The organism is Salegentibacter sp. UBA1130, assembly GCF_002311535.1.
Lineage (GTDB): Bacteria > Bacteroidota > Bacteroidia > Flavobacteriales > Flavobacteriaceae > Salegentibacter > Salegentibacter agarivorans.
Genome location: NZ_DCAP01000040.1, coordinates 61,568 through 81,701, shown reverse-complemented (window position 1 = coordinate 81,701; position 20,134 = coordinate 61,568). Strand labels below are relative to the sequence as shown.

21 protein-coding genes are annotated in these 20,134 nt (G+C 36.0%); 10 read left to right on the top strand and 11 right to left on the bottom strand.

Annotation, left to right across the window (positions count from 1 at the left end; genetic code table 11):
- The 9 genes from B4F31_RS17380 to B4F31_RS17340 all read left to right on the top strand — a co-directional run.
- Positions 1 to 1,346 (top strand): T9SS type A sorting domain-containing protein (locus B4F31_RS17380; RefSeq protein WP_286761836.1); only part of this gene is annotated, 1,346 nt, incomplete at its 5' end.
- Positions 1,347 to 1,390: 44 nt separating this feature from the next.
- Positions 1,391 to 2,281 carry an outer membrane beta-barrel protein gene (locus B4F31_RS17375; protein WP_093306671.1) on the top strand — a complete coding sequence of 297 codons (891 nt, stop codon included), beginning with the start codon at positions 1,391 to 1,393 and terminating at the stop codon, positions 2,279 to 2,281.
- A gap of 122 nt (positions 2,282 to 2,403) precedes the next feature.
- A complete protein-coding gene (locus tag B4F31_RS17370; protein WP_093305455.1) occupies positions 2,404 to 2,781 on the top strand; it encodes a hypothetical protein in 378 nt (125 codons plus the stop codon).
- 156 nt (positions 2,782 to 2,937) lie between these two features.
- The gene (locus B4F31_RS17365) at positions 2,938 to 4,332 is read left to right on the top strand and encodes a hypothetical protein (RefSeq protein WP_286761835.1); all 1,395 of its coding nucleotides are present in this window, start codon (positions 2,938 to 2,940) and stop codon (positions 4,330 to 4,332) included.
- 143 nt (positions 4,333 to 4,475) lie between these two features.
- On the top strand, positions 4,476 to 5,672 hold the full coding sequence (locus tag B4F31_RS17360) for a S41 family peptidase (RefSeq protein ID WP_286761834.1): 1,197 nt from the start codon (positions 4,476 to 4,478) through the stop codon (positions 5,670 to 5,672).
- Positions 5,673 to 5,898: 226 nt separating this feature from the next.
- A complete protein-coding gene (locus B4F31_RS17355; protein WP_093305449.1) occupies positions 5,899 to 6,321 on the top strand; it encodes a Fur family transcriptional regulator in 423 nt (140 codons plus the stop codon).
- A 47-nt stretch (positions 6,322 to 6,368) separates the two neighbouring features.
- Entirely contained in the window at positions 6,369 to 7,331 is a 963-nt protein-coding gene (locus B4F31_RS17350) for a cation diffusion facilitator family transporter (RefSeq protein ID WP_286761833.1), read from the top strand.
- Between the two features lie 95 nt (positions 7,332 to 7,426).
- Positions 7,427 to 7,921, top strand: coding sequence for a MepB family protein (locus B4F31_RS17345; protein WP_093305445.1), 495 nt, complete (start codon positions 7,427 to 7,429; stop codon positions 7,919 to 7,921).
- A gap of 160 nt (positions 7,922 to 8,081) precedes the next feature.
- Positions 8,082 to 8,702 (top strand): SOS response-associated peptidase, encoded by a 621-nt coding sequence (locus B4F31_RS17340; RefSeq protein ID WP_286761832.1) that lies wholly within the window; start codon positions 8,082 to 8,084, stop codon positions 8,700 to 8,702.
- On the opposite strand, the gene B4F31_RS17335 is transcribed toward B4F31_RS17340, so the two are convergent.
- The 5 genes from B4F31_RS17335 to istA all read right to left on the bottom strand — a co-directional run bounded on the left by B4F31_RS17335 (position 8,699) and on the right by istA (position 11,674).
- Positions 8,699 to 9,100, bottom strand: coding sequence for a hypothetical protein (locus tag B4F31_RS17335; RefSeq protein WP_286761831.1), 402 nt, complete (start codon positions 9,098 to 9,100; stop codon positions 8,699 to 8,701). The genes B4F31_RS17340 and B4F31_RS17335 overlap by 4 nt on opposite strands.
- Before the next feature lie 309 nt (positions 9,101 to 9,409).
- Positions 9,410 to 9,781: an ATP-binding protein gene (locus B4F31_RS17330; RefSeq protein ID WP_286761839.1), complete on the bottom strand. Its 372-nt coding sequence runs from the start codon at positions 9,779 to 9,781 to the stop codon at positions 9,410 to 9,412.
- A complete protein-coding gene (locus tag B4F31_RS17325; RefSeq protein WP_286761830.1) occupies positions 9,762 to 10,130 on the bottom strand; it encodes an ATP-binding protein in 369 nt (122 codons plus the stop codon). Before B4F31_RS17325 ends, B4F31_RS17330 begins: the two co-directional genes overlap by 20 nt.
- A gap of 21 nt (positions 10,131 to 10,151) precedes the next feature.
- Entirely contained in the window at positions 10,152 to 10,613 is a 462-nt protein-coding gene (locus B4F31_RS17320; protein WP_286761829.1) for a hypothetical protein, read from the bottom strand.
- Entirely contained in the window at positions 10,610 to 11,674 is a 1,065-nt protein-coding gene (gene istA, locus B4F31_RS17315; RefSeq protein WP_286761828.1) for an IS21 family transposase, read from the bottom strand. The genes B4F31_RS17320 and istA overlap by 4 nt, the downstream gene beginning before the upstream one ends.
- Positions 11,675 to 12,228: 554 nt before the next feature.
- On the opposite strand from istA, the gene B4F31_RS17310 reads away from it, so the two are divergent.
- Positions 12,229 to 13,560 (top strand): site-specific integrase, encoded by a 1,332-nt coding sequence (locus B4F31_RS17310; RefSeq protein WP_075327075.1) that lies wholly within the window; start codon positions 12,229 to 12,231, stop codon positions 13,558 to 13,560.
- 822 nt (positions 13,561 to 14,382) lie between these two features.
- Here B4F31_RS17310 and B4F31_RS17305 read toward each other — a convergent pair.
- The 6 genes from B4F31_RS17305 to B4F31_RS17280 all read right to left on the bottom strand — a co-directional run bounded on the left by B4F31_RS17305 (position 14,383) and on the right by B4F31_RS17280 (position 20,126).
- On the bottom strand, positions 14,383 to 15,636 hold the full coding sequence (locus tag B4F31_RS17305; protein WP_208225800.1) for an MFS transporter: 1,254 nt from the start codon (positions 15,634 to 15,636) through the stop codon (positions 14,383 to 14,385).
- A complete protein-coding gene (locus tag B4F31_RS17300) occupies positions 15,636 to 17,798 on the bottom strand; it encodes a copper-translocating P-type ATPase (protein ID WP_414706143.1) in 2,163 nt (720 codons plus the stop codon). Before B4F31_RS17300 ends, B4F31_RS17305 begins: the two co-directional genes overlap by 1 nt.
- An 11-nt stretch (positions 17,799 to 17,809) precedes the next feature.
- Positions 17,810 to 18,541: a PPK2 family polyphosphate kinase gene (locus B4F31_RS17295; protein ID WP_208225798.1), complete on the bottom strand. Its 732-nt coding sequence runs from the start codon at positions 18,539 to 18,541 to the stop codon at positions 17,810 to 17,812.
- Positions 18,542 to 18,551: 10 nt separating this feature from the next.
- A complete protein-coding gene (locus B4F31_RS17290) occupies positions 18,552 to 18,845 on the bottom strand; it encodes a phosphoribosylpyrophosphate synthetase (protein ID WP_208225797.1) in 294 nt (97 codons plus the stop codon).
- A 6-nt stretch (positions 18,846 to 18,851) separates the two neighbouring features.
- The gene (locus B4F31_RS17285; RefSeq protein WP_414706144.1) at positions 18,852 to 19,430 is read right to left on the bottom strand and encodes a hypothetical protein; all 579 of its coding nucleotides are present in this window, start codon (positions 19,428 to 19,430) and stop codon (positions 18,852 to 18,854) included.
- A 153-nt stretch (positions 19,431 to 19,583) separates the two neighbouring features.
- Positions 19,584 to 20,126 (bottom strand): AAA family ATPase, encoded by a 543-nt coding sequence (locus tag B4F31_RS17280; protein WP_127844260.1) that lies wholly within the window; start codon positions 20,124 to 20,126, stop codon positions 19,584 to 19,586.
- Positions 20,127 to 20,134 lie beyond the last annotated feature (8 nt).

Below are 20,134 nucleotides of genomic sequence, written 5' to 3'. Positions count from 1 at the left end.
CCGCTGCAGGAACTTATCCTGTTACTATTTCTGCCGAAGAAACTGATAATTATTTGTCGATCTCCAAAGAGGTATTACTGGTGATAGAAAATGCAGAGATTGCAGGAGTGAGTTTTGATGGAGAATTTGAGTTCTTCACCTACGACGGGAGTGAACATAGTATTTTTGTTACTGGATTGCCAGAAGGAGCTACCGTAGCGTATAACAATAATACACATACAAATGCAGGGACATATACGGTGACTGCAACAGTAAGCCTGGAGGGATATGAAGACTTGGTACTGACCACTAACTTAGTGATTAAAAAGGCAGAACAGGAAATTAGTTTTAATGAACTTGAAGATCGAAATCAACTATCAGATGAACATTTTCAACTGGATGCGACTTCAAACTCCGGTTTACGTGTAGTTTATTCCTATACCTATGAAACAGAGAATCCGGCGGCTACAGTTGGTCCCCGAGGATTTGTAAGAATCCTAGGTGGAGGGCAAATTACCATCACAGCCACCCAAGAAGGAAACCAAAATTATGAAGCGGCTCCTCCCGTGGTAAGAACTCTTACCATAAATGGTAGTGAAGCACTTCTAAATACTGCGGTTATCAATGGAGTTACTTATTCCAACCCTGGTGTAGATATTTACTATCTTATTGGTTGTGGAAACACTGAAAATGAGGTGTTTATTGAACTTGAGCAAAATCAAGGGTCATCAATAAATCAGGATAATAGCTTTACCATAAGTACTCCGGCGCCTGGTATCTACCGGGAAACTGTGACCGTGACTTCTGAAGATGGAATTTCAACTAAAACTTATAGTATCACTGTAGAGAAGAATTTCAATTTCGAGGATATTGTAATTCAGAAGTTTAATAATGTCATGCTGATTAATAATAATCGTGAAACCAATGGTGGATATAAATTTGTGAGTTACCGTTGGTATAAAGATGGTTCCGTGATCGGAAATGAACAATACTTCTCTGCCGGGAAAAATGCAGATGACCTCTTGGATGCAGAAAGCTCTTATTACGTGGTATTGGAAACTGAAGAAGGAGAGATCCTTAAAACCTGTACTTCCGAGATTCAGTTAAGGAGTTCTTTCAATGTTTCATTAGCACCAAACCCTGTAAGTTCAGGTGGCACTATGGAGCTTTTAGCAGATTTTCCTAAAGAAGAACTTGAAACCATGCAGCTTTCCATACACAATCTAAATGGAATGCTTCTTAAGCAAATGAATTCGAATAGAAAAATTACAAACATAACCTTGCCTTACAACCTTCAAATGGGAGTATATATTCTCAAGATTGAAACTGAAAACATTAGTAGGTCAATCAAATTCATAATAAAATAAGGAAGCTTTGTACTTTTTGAAATTATTTTAAAGATTAAATATATATGAAAACTAATAATATAATGGGAGCCAGAAAAATGGTCATATTAAAGCTTGTTTTAATACTTGCACTAATTAGTGTAGGTACCCAGGCATTGGCTCAATCAAATAATGAAGTCTCATTTTATCTTCAGGGTTCGTTTTCTGAATTAGATTACGAAGCGCTGGGAGCGAATAGTGAATTAGGTAATGGCTTTGGCATTGGAGCTAAATACGCTTATTATATTTCTGATAACTGGAGTTTTGGTACAGGAGCAGAATTCCAGTATATGGAAGGTTCGATAATTATACCCACTATTCAGGGTGCATTTATGACTCAGGATTTGGAAGGAGAGGAATTTGAATTTAGATATCAGGCAAATAATTTTTCGGAGAAACAGGAAGTGTATTTTCTTAATATTCCGCTACAGATTCAGTATGAATCTCAAGGGATGACCAGGTTTTATGCCGCTGCTGGGGTTAAGGCAGGCTTTGTTTTAGATTCAAAATACAAATCTAAAACTCTTTCATTGCAAACCAATGGTTATTATCCGCAATACGATGTGGAACTTACCGATCCCGAGTTTGCCGGATTTGGGGAGTTTGACGCAGTAAATGGAGCTAAATCAGACTTAAATCTTAAAACCAACTTTGTAGCACAGCTGGAAAGCGGAATCAAGCTTATGTTGGAAAACAGTCAATCTCTTTACATGGGGCTGTTCTTTGATTACGGCCTAAATGATATTAGACCTGAAGCTTCTGGAGAAAGACTTATTGATTATAATAATCAAGATCCAACCTTTTTTGCAACTGGTAGTCTTCTAGCTTCCAGGAGTGATATGAATCCAGGGCAATACGTAGATGAAATAAGGACGCTAGCCTTTGGTCTAAAAATTCAGTACGCATTTCAGTTTTAAATTGTAGCATCATTAAAATAAAGCTTTTTCATTTTTTGAAAGGTTTTTTTGTTTCGGTTTGTCCCGTCCTACTTTTTATATACTAAACGTTGGCAATAATTTGAACAAGGATCCTTCTCTGAATGAAAAAATTTAATATCATACTTGGCTTAATTGGGGTAATAGGTTTGGCATTTTTCTTTGGCACTGCTGATCATAAAGTGGACTGTGAATCGTTAAAACAAAATGAAAAATCGGACGAATATAGCGGAGTGATAATAGAAAAGTACATTGATCAAGATCAACATATGTATGAGAAAGTGATTCTTGATAAAAGCCCAGGAACCGACGTAATTCTTTTGGATTGGGAAACAAGTGGATTTTTTGATTTTCTAAAAATTGGCGACTCAATTTCGAAGAACCCGAACAGTCTGCAAGTTAATGTTTGGCGGAATGATAAAGACACCATTTATACCCTGGAATTCTATTGTTTAGAGGAAACAAACTGTTTAAAGAAATAAAACAGTTTCCAACAATAAAAACAATGCTCAAACCTGTCTCGAAGCGAAACTCTCTGCTTGCTTGCTTCGCTGATTGTCCTGCGGACAATCATGCTCGCCCGCTCGCACAATTTTCATAGGACGAGACGTTAGCACCAAGTTGAAAAAACATCACGAATGAAAAGAACATTTTTACTTCTGACCTTACTAACCTGTATTAAACTGTCAGCACAACAAGGAGTTCCAAAACTTACCGGAAAAATTGAAATCTCAATTGAACAGGGAACTCTCGAAGGTGATTTGACTTTAAGTGATTTTCCACACATCAATGATTATTATATTCGAATAAATTCAGGGCTCAATATTTTGCACATTAAAGCATTAGAACCTGAAGAGTTTTTAATACAATACAGCAGAGCATTTAATGATACAACATCAACAGGAGAAAGTAACGCTTATTATTTTAAGGACGGCAATGGAAAAGGCAAATTTCTTCCAAAATCAATCCAATTCAAATATGTTGGTAAATTTCCTGTGGTTAAGGACACCATTGAAAATTATAGCCGAAAAGATTGGAAAGGAAACATTGCTTTTAATCACAATTCCGTAAGGGCAGATGGATTTCAATCTGCTTGGTATCCTGTTCTATACGACATAACAAATGACAAAACTTACGAACACCTTACTTACGACATAGAAATAATCTGTAATGATTGTTCAACCTTATATGCTAATGGGAGCAAACCTGTAAAGGCACAAAAACAAAATTTCAAAAGTGAATTTCCCCAAGAATTAACTCTTTTTTGTGGCAATTACGATTTTGCCGAATTGGATAACACCTACTTCTTAAATTCGGGAATGGGCGAAAAAGAAATAGAAACCTTCGGCAAACTTATAAACGATTATAAAGCTTTTTACGCCAAAAAATTAAATAGACCATTCGACCAACCAGTAAGTTTTATACAAACAACGCCTACTTCAAAAAAAGATGGTTGGATGTTTGTTTCATATCCCACAATCTTTAGCATTGGTTGGAACAATGGGCTTAAAAATATTGTTGACCCTAAATATCAAAAGTTTTGGCGACCATACATAGCACACGAATTAGGACATTATTATTTTGGAACTGTAAAAGTCTTCAATTCGGAACTTGGGGATATGATGAGCGAAGGATTTGCAGAGTTATTATCGTTACAGCTGACAAAAGACATAATGGGCGAAGAACTCTACAAACAAAAGATTGATGAAAAAATTGAACATCTAAAAAAATTCAGTCCTAAACCATTTGGCAAAGTAAAATCAGAAACCGAATACGAAAACAGACAACTGTATGTATATGATTATGCGCCATTGATTTTCACAGCAATAAAAAAAGAAATCGGAGAAGAAAAAATGTGGAAATGGCTAATTACAATTCTCGAAACGGAAACCACTTTTACCAATTACGATTTTTTAATTTCAACATTACAAACAACTTTAAATGACAACAAACTAATGGAATTAATAGAAAAACAATATCTGACTAACGACAATTCGCTAAAAAATACGATTGACAAAATAACAATGGAATAAAAGCCGGGTGCTAAGACATATAAAAACAATGCTCAAACCTATCTCAATTCGAAACTCTGTGCTCGCTTGCAACGCCTGATTGTCCTGCGGGCAATCAAGCTCGCCAGCTCGCACAGTTTTTATACGGGAAGTTGCCCACAATTATGAAAAAAACCTACAAACATAAGATGATTAAAAAATATTTGACATTAATATTAATTTTTGGAGTGAATTTAATCTTCAGCCAAGAGAATAATTGTGATTGCGTTGACGAACTTAATAATACTTCTAAACTGATTGAAAACGCTAAGAGCTATAAATACCAAATAAAAAGAGAAGACAGAGAAGCAGAATTCAAAAAATGGAAAGAAGAGATAAAACAAGAAATATTAAATGACAGTTTAAGCAAGTTTTTTTGTGTTGGCTATTTACAAAAATATATCTCATTTATTAATGACAGACACAACGAAATTTATTTTGTGCCAGATAATATAGATAGAAATGTACCAGCATATTTAAAAGTAATTGACAGTACTTCTAAAAGTAACGATAGCATTTCAGGAATATATTTTGCTGGAAGCGATAAAATTTTAGTCAAGAAAGAAAGTGACAGTATTTGGTATGGAATTACCTTAAAATCTAATTCTGATGATTGGACTAAGGGCAAATTAAGATTGCGTATTAATAAAACGCCCAATGGAAATTTTGAGCTTTTTGAGTATTACCAGAATGGATTGATCTTCTATCAAAAAAATATTGAAATTTCAGACGGTAGAATTCACTCTACCTTTTGGAACAAGGAAAACGAATATTTCTTCAATAAAAATCATAAAGAAAATTTCACGTATAAATCAGTAAATCCTTCGTTTGATTATCTTGGTATCAAGACTTTAAGTAGAACCAATAAACTAATTAAAGAAGCGGATAAGTTTTACGACAATTATTTAGATAATCTAACCAAAGAAAACCTAATAATAGATTTAAGAAATAATGGTGGCGGTTCTATTAACCAAACAAAACCATTAATCAAAGCATTAAAAAGGAACAAAGCAATCCAAAAGATTTATGTTTTGATTAATTTCAAAACTGCAAGTTCGGCAGAATTAACAGCCTTAGCATTAAAAGAAGATGAAAGAACTATCTTGGTCGGAGAAAATTCAAGAGGAATGCTCACCTACGGTTACGGGAACCGGTCTTTTTCTACAAAAACAAGTTGTTCCAAATTTAAAGTCGTTTTATCCACAAAACGCACAAATAGGAAATACAGCAATTACGAATACATTGGGATAAAACCCGATTATAATCTTGACAATAATTCCGATTGGATTGACCAAGTAATAAACTTAGAAGCAAAAAAATAACTGTGGACATATAAAAACAATGCTTAAATCAGGCTTGAATCAAATTTCCGTGCTCACTTAGCGGATTGTGCTGCGCTTTTCCCTTCGGTCGGAACCTGCGGACAATCATGCGCCAGCTCGCACAGTTTTTATACGGATGTTGGCGGAATGCAAAAAAATGACGTAACATAGAAACAGAATAAGTATTTGTTTTGATAAATTAATTATTTTTTAATGGAAAAGCAGAATGGATAAGGCTACTGTAAATAAATTACTAAATAGAAGTACGAAACCGACAAGTATGAGAATTTTGGTATACGATTTTCTTGTAACCCAAAATGTGGCATTGTCATTATCGGAAATTGAAGAGCAGCTTTTTACTGCAGATAGAATTACAATATACCGAACCTTAAAAACATTCGAAGAGAAAGGAATTGTACATAGTATCCAGGAAAACACCACTACAAAATACGTTTTGTGTGATGATGAATGTAGTGAAATTACACATAAAGATTGGCATTTACATTTCTACTGTAAAATATGTAAACAAACCACTTGTAGGGAAAATATTCTTTTGCCCAGTCAGATAGGGGGAGATTTCAGGATTGATGAAATCCGCTTCTTCGCCAAAGGGATTTGCGAAAATTGTCTCGATGAAAGTTTGCAATAGTATTGCACCACATTAGCCATTATTTTTGTATTAAAATAACAAACAGAATGGCAAATAATTACGAACATAAAAATTGTAACGGAGACAATCATAACCACAAATTCACAGGAATTAAACATTCCAAAGAAAGTTCATTGGCTTTAGCTTTTTGGCTCAACTTATTCTTTTCAATAGTTGAATTAATTGGCGGTATCTTAACCAATTCAACAGCAATTATTGCTGATGCGTTTCACGATTTTATGGATGCAGGGGCAATAGGTTTGGCAATATTGTTAGAAAATGTTTCGGACAAGAAACGCACCGCTAAATTCTCGTATGGTTACAAACGTTTTTCCCTTTTAGCAGCATTAGGTTTGTCCATATTTCTATTGGCAGGTTCAGTAACAATGGTTTTTGCTGCATACAACTCTTTTTTAAATCCTAAAGAAATTCACAGTGTAGGAATGTTGTGGTTGGCAGTTTTAGGGCTTGCAGTAAATGGTTTTGCTTTCCTTAGAATAAAAAATGACGGAGGACATTATCATCAGGGACACAGCCATGGGGGACATAACCATAACAGCCAATCTATAATGCTTCATTTGTTCGAAGATGTATTGGGTTGGGCAGTCGTATTGATTGGAGCTGCAATCATACACTTTACAGGTTGGAATTGGATAGACGGATTTTTAACGATTGCTATTGCTTTATATATAGGGTTCAATGCTTCTAAAAATTTAATCAATACACTTAAAGTAATGTTGCAGTCGGTACCTGAAAATGTAAATCTGAGCCAGTTAGAAACGGATTTACACCAAATAGAAGGCATTACCAATATACACGATGTTCACGTTTGGAGTTTGGACGGTAATTACAATGTAGGCTCCTTACACGCAGTTGTCAATAATGCAACAGGAAAAACTGAACAGGATATTTTAAACAAAATAATCAAATTAATGGGAAAACATCGTATTCAGCATCCTACTGTTCAGATTGAAACAAACTTCAACAGTTGTCAATTGAAACATTGTTAGTATACAAAAAAGCCAGCTGCCAACAAAGGTGTTTACATCAGTTTCAAATCGAAAGTCACTGCTCGCTACTTATAAAATCAAACTAAGTAAGAAATATGGATGATCATCTTAATCGAATAAAGACGGAAATTTATGAAAAATGCGGATTGAAAATATCGGATTTTTTACTTGAAACGGAAAGTAAAGAGTATGAAGCCTGCAGATTTGATTTAAACGGCCGAAATATTATAAACAGAAACGCTAAAATTACCCCTAAAAAAGTAGGACAGTTTGTAACTTTTTGGAAACGGATTGCAAACGGACCAATTGAACCTTTTAATGAAAATGACCAATTTGATTTTTTTACAGTAAACGTAAAGTCTGAAAACCAGTTTGGCCAATTTGTTTTTCCAAAATCTGTGTTGATAAAAAAAGGAATAATATCAACGGACAAAAAAGAAGGAAAGAGAGCATTTCGAGTGTACCCGAGTTGGGTCATTGCAAATAATAAACAAGCAGAAAGAACTCAAAAATGGCAGTTGAATTATTTTTACGAAATAACTTATACAACGGATTCAAAAAAAGTATTGAGATTATATAATACTGAATAACTCTGCGGTGGCTCTTTCACATCAATAAGTTTATAATAAAGAGTTCTAATTATAATTAGGGGAAAGCTCACAGGCCTAGCATTTATGGATAGTGATGTAATTGGTTAGCCGTTGTATGGATTGATTACTTTTAGTAAATTAGAATTTCAAACTTTAAGTAATGTGTTACCGTACCAAATTAAATTCCAAACTCAGCGATATAAAACGCACTTTAAGTGCTCGATTTATTGAGCCCGATGCATATCAACCACAGCTTGAAATAAATGCTTTTACCTTTTCTAAAACCCCGATTATTTCCGATGAAAACCAGGGGGAAATTCAGTTGTTTAATTGGGGCCTTATTCCTTTTTGGGCCAAAGATGATAAAATCAAAAAAATGACTCTGAATGCAAAGATTGAAACCATAGCTGAGAAGCCTTCATTTAGAAATTCTGTTGATAAACGTTGTTTAGTTATTGCCGATGGATATTACGAATGGCATTGGAAAGATTCAAAAGGTAAAGAAAAACAGAAGTATCTAATTACTCCCACAGATCAGGAGATTTTTGCGTTCGCGGGAATCTACTCTAGCTGGATTAATCCAGAAACTAATGAATCTATTAATTCTTATTCTATTGTTACTACCGAAGCAAATGAATTGATGGCTGAAATTCACAATAACAAAAAGAGAATGCCGGTAGTGCTAAAACAACAGGATCACCAGTCCTGGTTAAATGGCACTGATCATTCTAAATTTGCATTTCCATATGAGGTACCATTAATAGCTTCGGAAGTAGTTTAATATTCTTGAAATTGTTTCATTCTAGACTTGAGCTCCAGGAATTTTTTCTCAAAAGCTTCCGTTGGTAAATACTTTTCTGATTTCACTTCAAAATACCGCAATCGTCCACTAATAATTTCCTTACTCACATTTATATCCTGCATGAGTATTTTTAACTGGTCGGTAATTTTTTCTTTCCAATCTGCTTTATCACCCGAATAAATACTGTATCGAATAAAAATGTTTTCAGTATCATCCATTATCCAGGTTACTACAAATAAATCAATAAGATCTCTCCTAGATCCTATTCGCTTCCCTGAAAAGAAAATATCAAAACTAAAATCAGCCATATCATCATTAATAACAGATTGGTCGAAATAATCATTTCTTGAAAATTCCTTTAAAGGTGAAGTATACATAATTGCTAGAATAGAATTACTCTTTTTTGCAATAAGACGGGTTATTACAAAATTACTCCAAATATAGGAATATTTCCAAAAAACGGAAAAAATCCTAATTGTGTTTGGGGTTGGATCATGGTAGAAGTCTCCTTTTTGATTAGTGGAAATAAAAAAACTTAAGAACACCTATTTCAGTAAATACTTTATTTTTTATGAAGATTTAGGTAAAATCATAGGTTTTGTGGATATACTGGTGATGCTGACCCCTCGTACTGGTCATACTGACCCCTCAAGGATTTTGGTCAAAAAGATAAGATAATGACAATATTACAGTTTTTTTCTAAGACTTTCTCCCTTTAATTCTATGCGATGGGAAGTGTGTACTAATCGGTCTAAAATGGCATCTGCAATACTTGCTTCCCCGATAATATCATACCAGCTTCCTACCGGTAACTGGCTGGCAATAATGGTAGATGATCTTCCGTGACGATCTTCAATAATTTCCATTAGATCCATTTGCTGTTTTCTGTCTAAATGAGCCAGACCAAAGTCGTCCAGGATCAGCAGTTTGGCTTTGGCTAGCTTATCAAAAAATTTTAAGAAGGTCCCGTCAATACGGATCATTTTAGTTTTCATCATTAATTTTTGGGTATTATAATAGAGTACTTTATGGCCCTGACTACAAGCCTGGTGTCCCAGGGCTGATGCAAGAAAGCTCTTCCCGCAACCCGTAGCTCCGGGTCAGTAGGATGGATTCCCCTTTTTCAAGATAGGTTCCACTGGTAAGTTCTGTGATTTGGGTTTTATTGATTCCCCTGGAGGCATCCAGGCTGAGTTCTTCCATGCTTGCCTGGTACCTGAACTGAGCACTTTTTTTCAAGCGTTCAAAACGGCGGTGGGTTCGGTCTTCTGCTTCCGCCTGCAATAAGACTTCCAGGCCTTCCCCAAAGGATAGCTCGTGATGCTGTCGGGTCTCTACCATGGCTTTCCAGCTGCTGTGCATGCCATTAAGCCGTAGCTGTGTTAATTGATTTTCAATAGGATTCATATATTAATTTTTATGGATTACTTATTTATAAGATGATGCTCCACGGATATTTCCGTGAGAGGGCAGCGATTTTATCACAGGCTCCTCAGGGTATTCGGTCATTCGGTTTTCCAGGACCTGTTTTAAGAACTTGTAGGAGTAATTCTGATGCTCCAGCGCTATATCGCAGGCTTTGGTAAAAGGTTCTAGGTTTGTCTTTCGAGCAAGGTTCATAATCCCATCACAGGTTTTATAAAGCTGCTCCGGATATTTATCCTGTTTGAACAAGGCTTCCATATACCGGTATAGTGTCTCGGAATGATTATAGCCGCGTTGCATGTAATAGGTGGGGCTTCGCTCTTTGTAGTACTGATGGTGGGAACACAGGTGTTCCTTGCGGGTGGTATACCCACCTTTTCGATGATTCCTAAGGTGCGTGGCAATCGGATCTGCTTTGGAATATATTTTCACCAGGGATCTGGTGTAGATCACTTTGACCTTCATTCCGATATAGGTGAAGGGTACACTATAATAGTGTTTATCCATACCCAGGTAAATATGATTGTTTTAGCCACCTTATGTTCCCGATAATATTTGATCTCGAAGCTTGTTTCCGGTAAAGGCTGCAGGGTATGCTTTTCATCGGCCAGGAACTTCTCTTCTCTGCAATAATCTTTCTGTTGCATACGGGTCTGGTTATGTTCCCTGACTTTTTGGGCAATGGCTTTGTTTAAAGAAGGAAGGTCGAAGAAAGTGAGCTTGCGTAACTTGGCATATACCCGGTTATAGATCAGCTTCACCTGGTTCTCTACTAAACTTTTGTCCTGGGGCTTTCTAGGCCTTGTCGGGGTCACCGAAGTACCATAATGGTTGGCAAAATCCTCCAATGCCCGATTAATATCGGGTTCATAAGGATTGGCTTTAATCACGGCTGCCTTCAGGTTATCCGGTACCAGGGTTAACGGAACTCCACCCAGTTCCTTTAAACAACAACTCAGGGCATAGATAAAATCTTCCAGCTTTTGGCTGGGTACCGCCATGGCAAAGCAATAGTCAGAGTAAGGCAGACAGGCTACAAAGACCTGGACTTTAATTTCTTCTCCAGTCTGCCGGTCGATGTAGGATAAAAGTTTACCTGCATAATCCACGTAAAGTTTATCGCCTGGTTTATGATTCAATACCATAGAGGGCTTCCCACTACGAAGATGTTGCAGCATATGGTAACAGAACTGCGCATAACTATAGGGATAAGGGTTCCCGGTTTTATATTCCTCCCAGAGCAGCAAACGCGTTACACCTACTTTGCCCAGCTCTTTACAATAATAGGCTAAATGAGGTTTGAGCTGCTCATACCGCTCATCTTTATAGGCTGGATTTCCTGGCCATAGTTTACCCTCCAGAACCGGATCCTCTAAGGCTAACAAGCTTTCTATGGGAAGACTGCTGGAATCAGCTTTACGGACATAGCCTTTAACGGTATTCTTACTTACGCAAAGCGCTTTTGCAATAGTTTTTATTCCCTTTCCCTGGTGGTGCAGACGAAGTATTTGTTTTACTTGACTCATTAGTTTTGGTTTTCCGGACATTTCTCATCTTTTGGTGGATACCACCAAATAAACCAAAACCTGAAAGAAAATAACCAGGGGGGTCAACATGCTCCCAAATAAATCATCCAGAGGGGTCAACATACTCCAGAATAATTTAAAATTCCAGCTCTCTTCGTTTTCTTAAGGGGGGTCAGCTTAGTCCAGTATATCCAGGTTTTGCATTCAAATAAAACCAAGGAAGAATCTATTAAATGAAAATGCAAAATATGCTAAAAGTTGTACCTATGTTGTACCTGGGAAAAGAAAAAGGGATTTCGATTTTTCGAAACCCCTTATTTTTGTAGTAGCGAGACCGAGATTTGAACTCGGGACCTCCGGGTTATGAACATCGACAAGTAGTTATTCCAAATAGATTAAAAACCGTTAAAATATATGATTATCAGTTAAATACGTAATTTTTGCAATCAATTGAATTCTGTTAAAATCAAGTGATTCTGTACTTATTCTGTACTTATTCTGTACTAGTTTTTAAACTAATTATTTATCTTTATAAAGTTCAAAATTAAATAGTTATGGCTAGCATAAAGATAGTTTTAAGGAAGAATATGATTCGAAAAGATGGAAGAATTCCTTTAGCACTGAGAATTAGTGAGAATTATAAAACTAATTACAAGTGGCTCGGACAATATGTTTTTGAGAAAGATTGGGATAACAATGCTGGAATGGCTAAGAAAAGTCATCCAAACTCGCAACAGCTCAACATTTTTTTAATGAAGAAAATGGTTGAGGCTAATAACCTATTTTTCCACTCTGAAGATCGTGTTACTCCAAAACAGATCAAGCAAAAATTAAAGGGAGCCAGGGGGCAAAAATCATTTTTTGAATTAGCGGCTGAACGTATAATGGAAAAATATGAGAGGGGGATATTCTCAGTTGCAAAAGGTGATTTATCTATACTGTATAATATTGAAGAATTTTTAAACTTTAAAAGGACTAAAAGGAAGTCAGCGATCATTGAGGATATAAAGGAACGCAGATTGAAACGTATCAGTAATGCTCGTCGTAATAAATATGTATGGATGGATGGGGTAGAGCATTTCAAAAAAAGTAAAGCTCTTTCTTTTAGAGATATCGATGAAGTATTCATTAATAAATACAAAACCTTTTGCTATTCTTATTTAGGACAAAAAACCAGAACTATTACTAATCAGCTTATTTTAATTAGAACCCTGTTTAATTTAGCAATTAAGCAAGGAATTATTGATCAAAAATATTATCCTTTTGCCGGAGATAAGGAAAAAATTAGAATTGGTTCTGGTAATAAAGTAGGACTTAGCGTAGAAGAGGTTGAGAAAATTGAACAGTTGAAATTGGAGGAAAATACTTCTATCTGGCATACGCACAACATATGGTTATTTTCTTTTTATTTCGCAGGAATTCGTATTTCCGATGTGGTTAAAATGAAGTGGTCTGATTTTAAGGACGATCGTCTTTATTATGTGATGAACAAAAATGAAAAAGCACTCAGCCTTAAAATTCCTTTGAAAGCGGAAAAAATTTTAAATTATTACAAAAAGGAGAAACACCTTAATAAAGGTTTTGTATTCCCCTTTTTAAGAAATACCAATCCTAAGGATGCTGAACAAATTTATATAAAAACAAAAAGTGCTACGAAGGTTTTTAATAAATGCTTAAAGCTAATTGCCACGGAATGTGGAATCGAAAAAAACTTATCTAATCACATTGCTAGGCATAGCTTTGGTAATATTGCTGGCGATCGAATTCATCCATTAATGTTACAAAAGCTCTATCGTCATAGTGATTTAAAAACTACCTTGAATTATCAAGCTAATTTTATGCACCGGGATGCTGATGAAGCACTTGATGAAGTTATTAATTTTTAAATTTATATGGATTAAAAGTCTGTAATAACATGATTTATGATGGTTAATCAACCGTTGATAAATATCTGACATATGGAAATACCAAGCTTATAACCAGAAGGTCCCTCGAGTCCAGTTCCCTCTACTGGCATTAATAAGGTTTCAAGAAAGTGAAATCCTTTTTTCAAGGACTGGTTACAACATTTTTTGAAAGTTCGAATTCCCTGAAATTTAATATTAACATTATTCAGAATCAAACCTTATGATAACCGGGATAAATATGGTTCCAGAGACCAGACTTGGTTATTTCGTTTTATCAAATATTGTGGTGAAGTGACTACAGAATGAACTTTATATTTTAAATGATATTATTTAGATTATTCTATTGTGCCTATCCCAGATTTTAGACCTATAGAGGGAAATCCCTATTAGTCAATCCCGCTGATACACACCGTAAGGGAAAGGAGCAATACACCAAAAATGACAGGATGGACACTCAGCTCATTAGTCGGAAACTTATAGACGGCCGTCTGGATAGTATTACTATACGTAATATAGAGCGTGAACAATTGCGAAGTCTTTTCCGTCGCTGGATTGAACTGATCCTTATGAAATTGGGGTGATATCATAATATTAATAAATAGCTAAGCTCAAAATAGTAAAAGTTTGTACCACAAAAAAGGTAGGTGGCCAATTAGGATCACATTTTTTAGCAAATGGACGGACTTATTTCACCAATCAGAGTGATGTTGGTGGCGCTCTGGAAATGCCTTAAAAAATTAAATGATTATTAGATAATAAAAATTTAAATATTATTTTTCAGAAACAAGATTATTGCTTTTCTTAGGATACTTTGTTGTCTTGTCCTATTTTAGTTGTTTTACTATTAAAGCTTTTATAAAAATAAAGTAATCCAATAAAGGTAATTATAATGATGCCGGCTATAATGAAGGGATAATAAAACCCACCGGCAATGAGCCAGGTTCCGATGATCGGGCCTAAAATCTGTCCGACACTGTTTGCCGAGGTCTGTACAGAAATATTACTGCCCGCCCTTTCTTTTGAAAGTAAGGAAACGGCTGAAAGTAGGTTAGGGGTTACAATTGCTCCACCAGTGGCGAATGTTACAATCAGTACATAGACATAAATTTCATTGCCGAAAAAAGGAAATGCGATTAGTGAAATGCCTGAAATCAACAATCCGGCTCCAATTTGTTGTTTTGCTGTCAATATTTTCTCTCCATAGGTCGCAAATACAGGTTGTAATACCGCCATTACTATCCCACAGACCATAAAACCAATTCCTATCTGATTACTTGAAAATAGCAACTGATTTTTTCCATAAATTGAAAAAACCGTTTCAAAGAGGGTCACTACAAACTGCATAACAAAAGAGAGCAGTAATAGGACAATAAAGAACCTACTAAAACTAAAATTTAATTTTTGTTTTCCTGAAACAAACCTGCTAACCGGTTTTGTATTCCTAAACGATTTAATCAAAATAACCAATACAGTAAAACCTAAAAGTGCAACCAAAATAAAAGGAACTGAGAACCGGTCCAGATGTAATATCCAAAACGAATATTTAAAGTGTAGGTTAGTTTGGGATAGAAAACTGCCTAAAACAGGTCCAAAAATAACCCCTGAACTTATCGCTACCCCAGACCAAGCCATAATTTTAGTCCTATGTTTTTTAGAAGTGATATCACTGAGAAATGCGTTACTGACAGGAATAACAGCCGAAGTGAATATACCTCCGAGAATACGCGCTATATAGAGCATTGTAAGGGAGGTTGCCAATCCAGTAAGCAGTTGCATTACTATAAACCCAATTAATCCAACAACGATAATGGGCTTACGCCCGTATTTATCGGATAACCTCCCCCAAAGTATAACGAAAAGAAGCTGAAAGAAGGGGTAGATACTCGTTAATAAACCAATATGAAAATTGATCGAATTAGTATCGAGGTTAGCTCCTAAAGCAAGCCTTTCGGTATAGTATGGAAGGATTGGCAATAAAATACCATAACCAAGCATTACCATAAATAAACTCAGCAGGACCAAAAAGATCCTGCCGAGCTTGCTTTTTTTAATCATTATTTTTTTCCGATTTTCTTTTTCAATAATTGAGCATTAATGGCCACTATGATGGTACTCAAACTCATAAGTACAGCTCCAACGGCTGGACCTAAAACAAAACCGGTAGAATAAAGCACTCCGGCAGCCAACGGAATGGCAATAACGTTATACCCCGTCGCCCAAATAAGGTTCTGGATCATTTTATTGTATGTAGCCTTACCGAACAAAATCAAGTTAGCAATATCTTGTGGGTTGCTGTTTACCAAAATAATATCCGCAGTTTCAGCGGCTACGTCTGTGCCAGAACCTACTGCAATACCTACATTGGCTTGAGCCAGAGCCGGTGCATCGTTCACGCCGTCTCCTGTCATTGCCACAAACTCTCCCTTACTTTCCAATTCTTTTACTATTTCCACTTTTTGATGTGGCAAAACTTCGGCGTAGTATCCATCCAAGCCGAGTTTATCGCTAACAGCTTTGGCAGTTCTTTCATTATCACCGGTAGCCATTAAAACTTTTATATTATTCTTTTTAAAGACTTTTATAGCCTCGGCAGATTCTGGTCTTATTTCATCGGCAAGTGCAATATATCCTGCCAGTTTTCCATCAATCAAGACAAAGACGACAGTTTCAGCGGCGTCACTATAGGCATCTTCGGGAATAGTTATTTTTTCATCCCTTAAATAACCAGGACTAACCACTTTTATTTGCTTTCCTTCTACATTTGCTTCCACACCTTTACCCGTAATCGCATTAAAGTTTTCTGGATTTGGGATAGCAACTTTATCTTCTTTTATCTTTTTAATTATTCCAACGGCAATAGGGTGTTCCGAGCTTTGCTCCAAAGCACTCGCCAACCGTAATATTTCCTCTTTCGAAAATTTTTCATTTACAGATTCAATTCTTGTAACCCCAAAATCTCCCTTAGTAAGCGTTCCCGTCTTATCAAATAATAAGGCCGATATTTTTCGGGACTCTTCAAAAGCGGTCCTGTTGCGAATCAACAACCCGTTCTGAGCAGATACAGCTGTTGAAATAGCAACTACTAACGGAATCGCAAGACCTAAAGCGTGCGGACATGCAATAATCATTACGGTTACCATTCTTTCCAATGCATAAACAAATGGAAAGCCCAATATGAGCCAAACCGCTAATGTTCCAAATCCAATTCCCAATGCAACGTAAGTCAACCATTTTGCAGCCCTGTCAGAGAGGTTTTGCATTTTTGATTTAGACTTTTGTGCTTCCTCGACCATAGTGATGACCTTGTTGAGATAGCTGTCCTTTCCGGTATGCTCTACTTTTACTTTTAAACTGCCATTACCGTTTACCGAACCTCCAATTACTTTATCTTTTTTATCTTTTTTTACCGGTTTAGATTCTCCGGTAAGCATGGATTCATTTAGATAACTAGAACCTTCTACTATAATACCATCAGCGGGAACTTTTTCCCCTGGTTTTACAAGTATTACGTCATCTTTCAGTAAATCCTCCAGAGGAATATCTTCAATAGTGTCTCCTTTAACACGATGTGCCTCGGCAGGCATCATGCTTACTAACAGCTGCAAGGCCTTAGAGGCGCCTAGAACGCTTTTCATCTCTATCCAATGACCTACAAGCATAATAGCAATAAGCGTAGCCAGTTCCCAGAAAAAATCGACACCTTCTAAACCAAACACCGTTGCCGAACTATAAAAGTACGCCACGGTAATGGCCATAGAAATAAGGGTCATCATTCCCGGTGCACCTTTTTTAACCTCGGACCAGAATCCGGTAATAAATGGCCAGCCGCCATAGAAATATACTACCGAAGAAAGAGCGAATAAAATGTACTGGTTTCCAGGAAGCAAAAACTCATACCCAATAAAATCTTGTATCATAGGGGAGATGATCAGGATGGGAATGGTCAAGATTAAAGTTACCCAAAACCGTTTTCTAAAATCGGCAATCATCATTTTATGATGGTCGTGCCCGTGTTCTCCGTGCCCTGGATTGTGGCCAGAATGGTCTCCACTGCCGTGGTTCATCTTACTATGATCCATAGCCTTTTCGTGGCCGTGCTTTGTTTTTTCGATATGATGGTCTTTTATCTCTTCTTCTTTTTTTTCTGCTTCTATCTTTGTGGAATCTTTCCCTTTGCTTTTATGGCCGTGATTTTTATGGTCTTTGTGATTTTCCATGATTTCTATTTTTAAGTATTAGGATATTTTAGGTTTAGTTTTTTTAAATGCTCCGTAATTATATTGGCAACGCTAAAGTTGCGGTGCCAACGTTTATCTGCGGGTATAATATGCCAGGAAGGTTCATCGCAGTCATTTAATAACATATTGTAGCCAGCTCTATAAGCCTCCCATTTTTTAGCTGCTTTTTTATCATTGGCACTATATTTCCAACGTTTATGAGGTTTTAAAAGTCGTTCTTTTATACGCTGTTTTTGTTCTTCTTTCGAGATATGGAGAAAAAATTTTAGTACATGAATGTTACTCAGTTTAAAATGCTGTTCAAGATGCTTTATGAGTTTACAACGGTGTGCGAGAATCTCTTCTGGAAGGGAATTGTTGAGCCTTGGCATCATTATATCTTCGTAATATGAACGGTTAAAAATTTGAATCATACCCTTTGGTGGAATATGGGGGTAAACACGCCATAAAAAGTCGTGCTTCAACTCTTCCTCGGTCGGTTTTTTAAACGATTTAACCTGAACTCCCTGCGGATTCATACTGCTAAGGGCATGACGAATGGTGCCGTCTTTGCCGGAAGTATCCATGCCCTGTAGGATAATAAGCAAACCAAAACGCCCATCGGCATAAAACATATTCTGAAGTTCAAAAAATTCTTTGCGAAGCTGTGCCAGATTTTTCTTTGCCTCGCCTTTTGAAATCGTTTGGGGTGGTTTGGTTGAAATTTTATCTAAATTTATCATTTTCAAGATTTTACCTTAATTTTTTTCGCATTGCTTCCGTTAGGTTTTCAGCATAGACACCGTAAGCATCTACCAAAAGACCCTTAATGCCGTTTTTAGAAGATATAGCATATAAAATACTATTATCATCGGTACTGCTCATTCCTTCAAAGCGATAGGTTTTATCTACTTTAAAATCTTCTGGCCGGATCTCAATTTTCAGGGAAGGACATTCTAAGCACTCTGGTTTTAAATTGAAATCATAAGGATAGTCGTTTGCTTGTAAGTCATTTATGGCTTCTGAAAGTGTATCGTAATTTGTCATCTGTCTTTATTTATAGTTCATTGTAAAATAGCTCTTATCCTCTTTTGTAAATTCCTGAAAGGTCAATAAACCTTTTTCATTTAATTTTTCGATAACGGTATAATTGAGTTGCTTAATGCGAATTCCCCAGGCATAGGCTTTAATATTAATTTTTGATTTTATAGTGTTTTTCCCATCCTCTAATTTTCGGTCATAAATTTTTATGATGCTTTTGGAACCAAAAAAGTTTAACAAGCCCGAGTCAAAACTCATTTCCAATTTAATATCTTTCAAGTTTTGTAAATCGTAGAGCTTTTTAAAATTTTCAGAAATGGTATTAATTTCGGTTTCTTTTGATTTTGGCTTGGAAAACGGAAAAGCCATTATCATTACATTGGCGTCATCTGGCTCACAACGGTAGGTAGTAGTGTATTTATCGGTTGATTGTTTGTTTTTGTCAAACAATTCTGTAACTACCTTTATTTCATAATATCCATTTTCCTTTATTGTTTCTCCAGCTTCAAAAGTTTGTTTATTGAGAAAATCACCTTCTTTATCAAAATTTTTTCGCACTACATCCCTGCCTGAAATCTGCCCGATAAGCATTTCGTTTTGAGCATTTATACCTGTACAGCCCAAAATAAAATAGAACAATGCTGCCGTGAACATCATAGCTGTGCTATATGTTGTAGGATATTTTCTATTGAATTTTCTAAACATTTTCTTTATAAATTACATTTAGATACTTGATCGTGTATGCTATTCTATGTTTTTTAAAATAAATTCTACCCGTTCAGTTGGTGGCAAAACTGGAACAGAAACAATTGGAAATCCCAAGGAAGTGTAAACATCTATTATTAATTGGTGTATTTTCTTTTGAGCCTCTTCATCCTCAGTACGGGCATAATCTTTGGTGAATGGTAATCGGTCTAAAATGAATATTTTTTTATAGGAAGTGTTTTTAACTGCGGTGAGCAGCTTCTCATCATAATCAAGCTTTAAAAATTGATAGTATGCCATAGCATCTGGAATGGCCCTATCTAAGAAAACCAAGTCTTGGGGCAATATGGAAGCTTCTTGTTCTATTTGCATATCCAAGACCCCTATTTGAAATTTCTTACGATTACTTCTTAATTCTTCAACCGTTTGACCTTCAGTACGCATGGTGTCTATATAGTGCCTTGCATGCTCAATGGTTGTTTTATAACCTCTCTCAGCCAGCATATTAATTACAGTGGTTTTTCCAGTACTAGGTCCGCCGGTAATCACTTGCCAGTTCGTGCTTGCTTTTTTGGTTTGCATTTTTATAT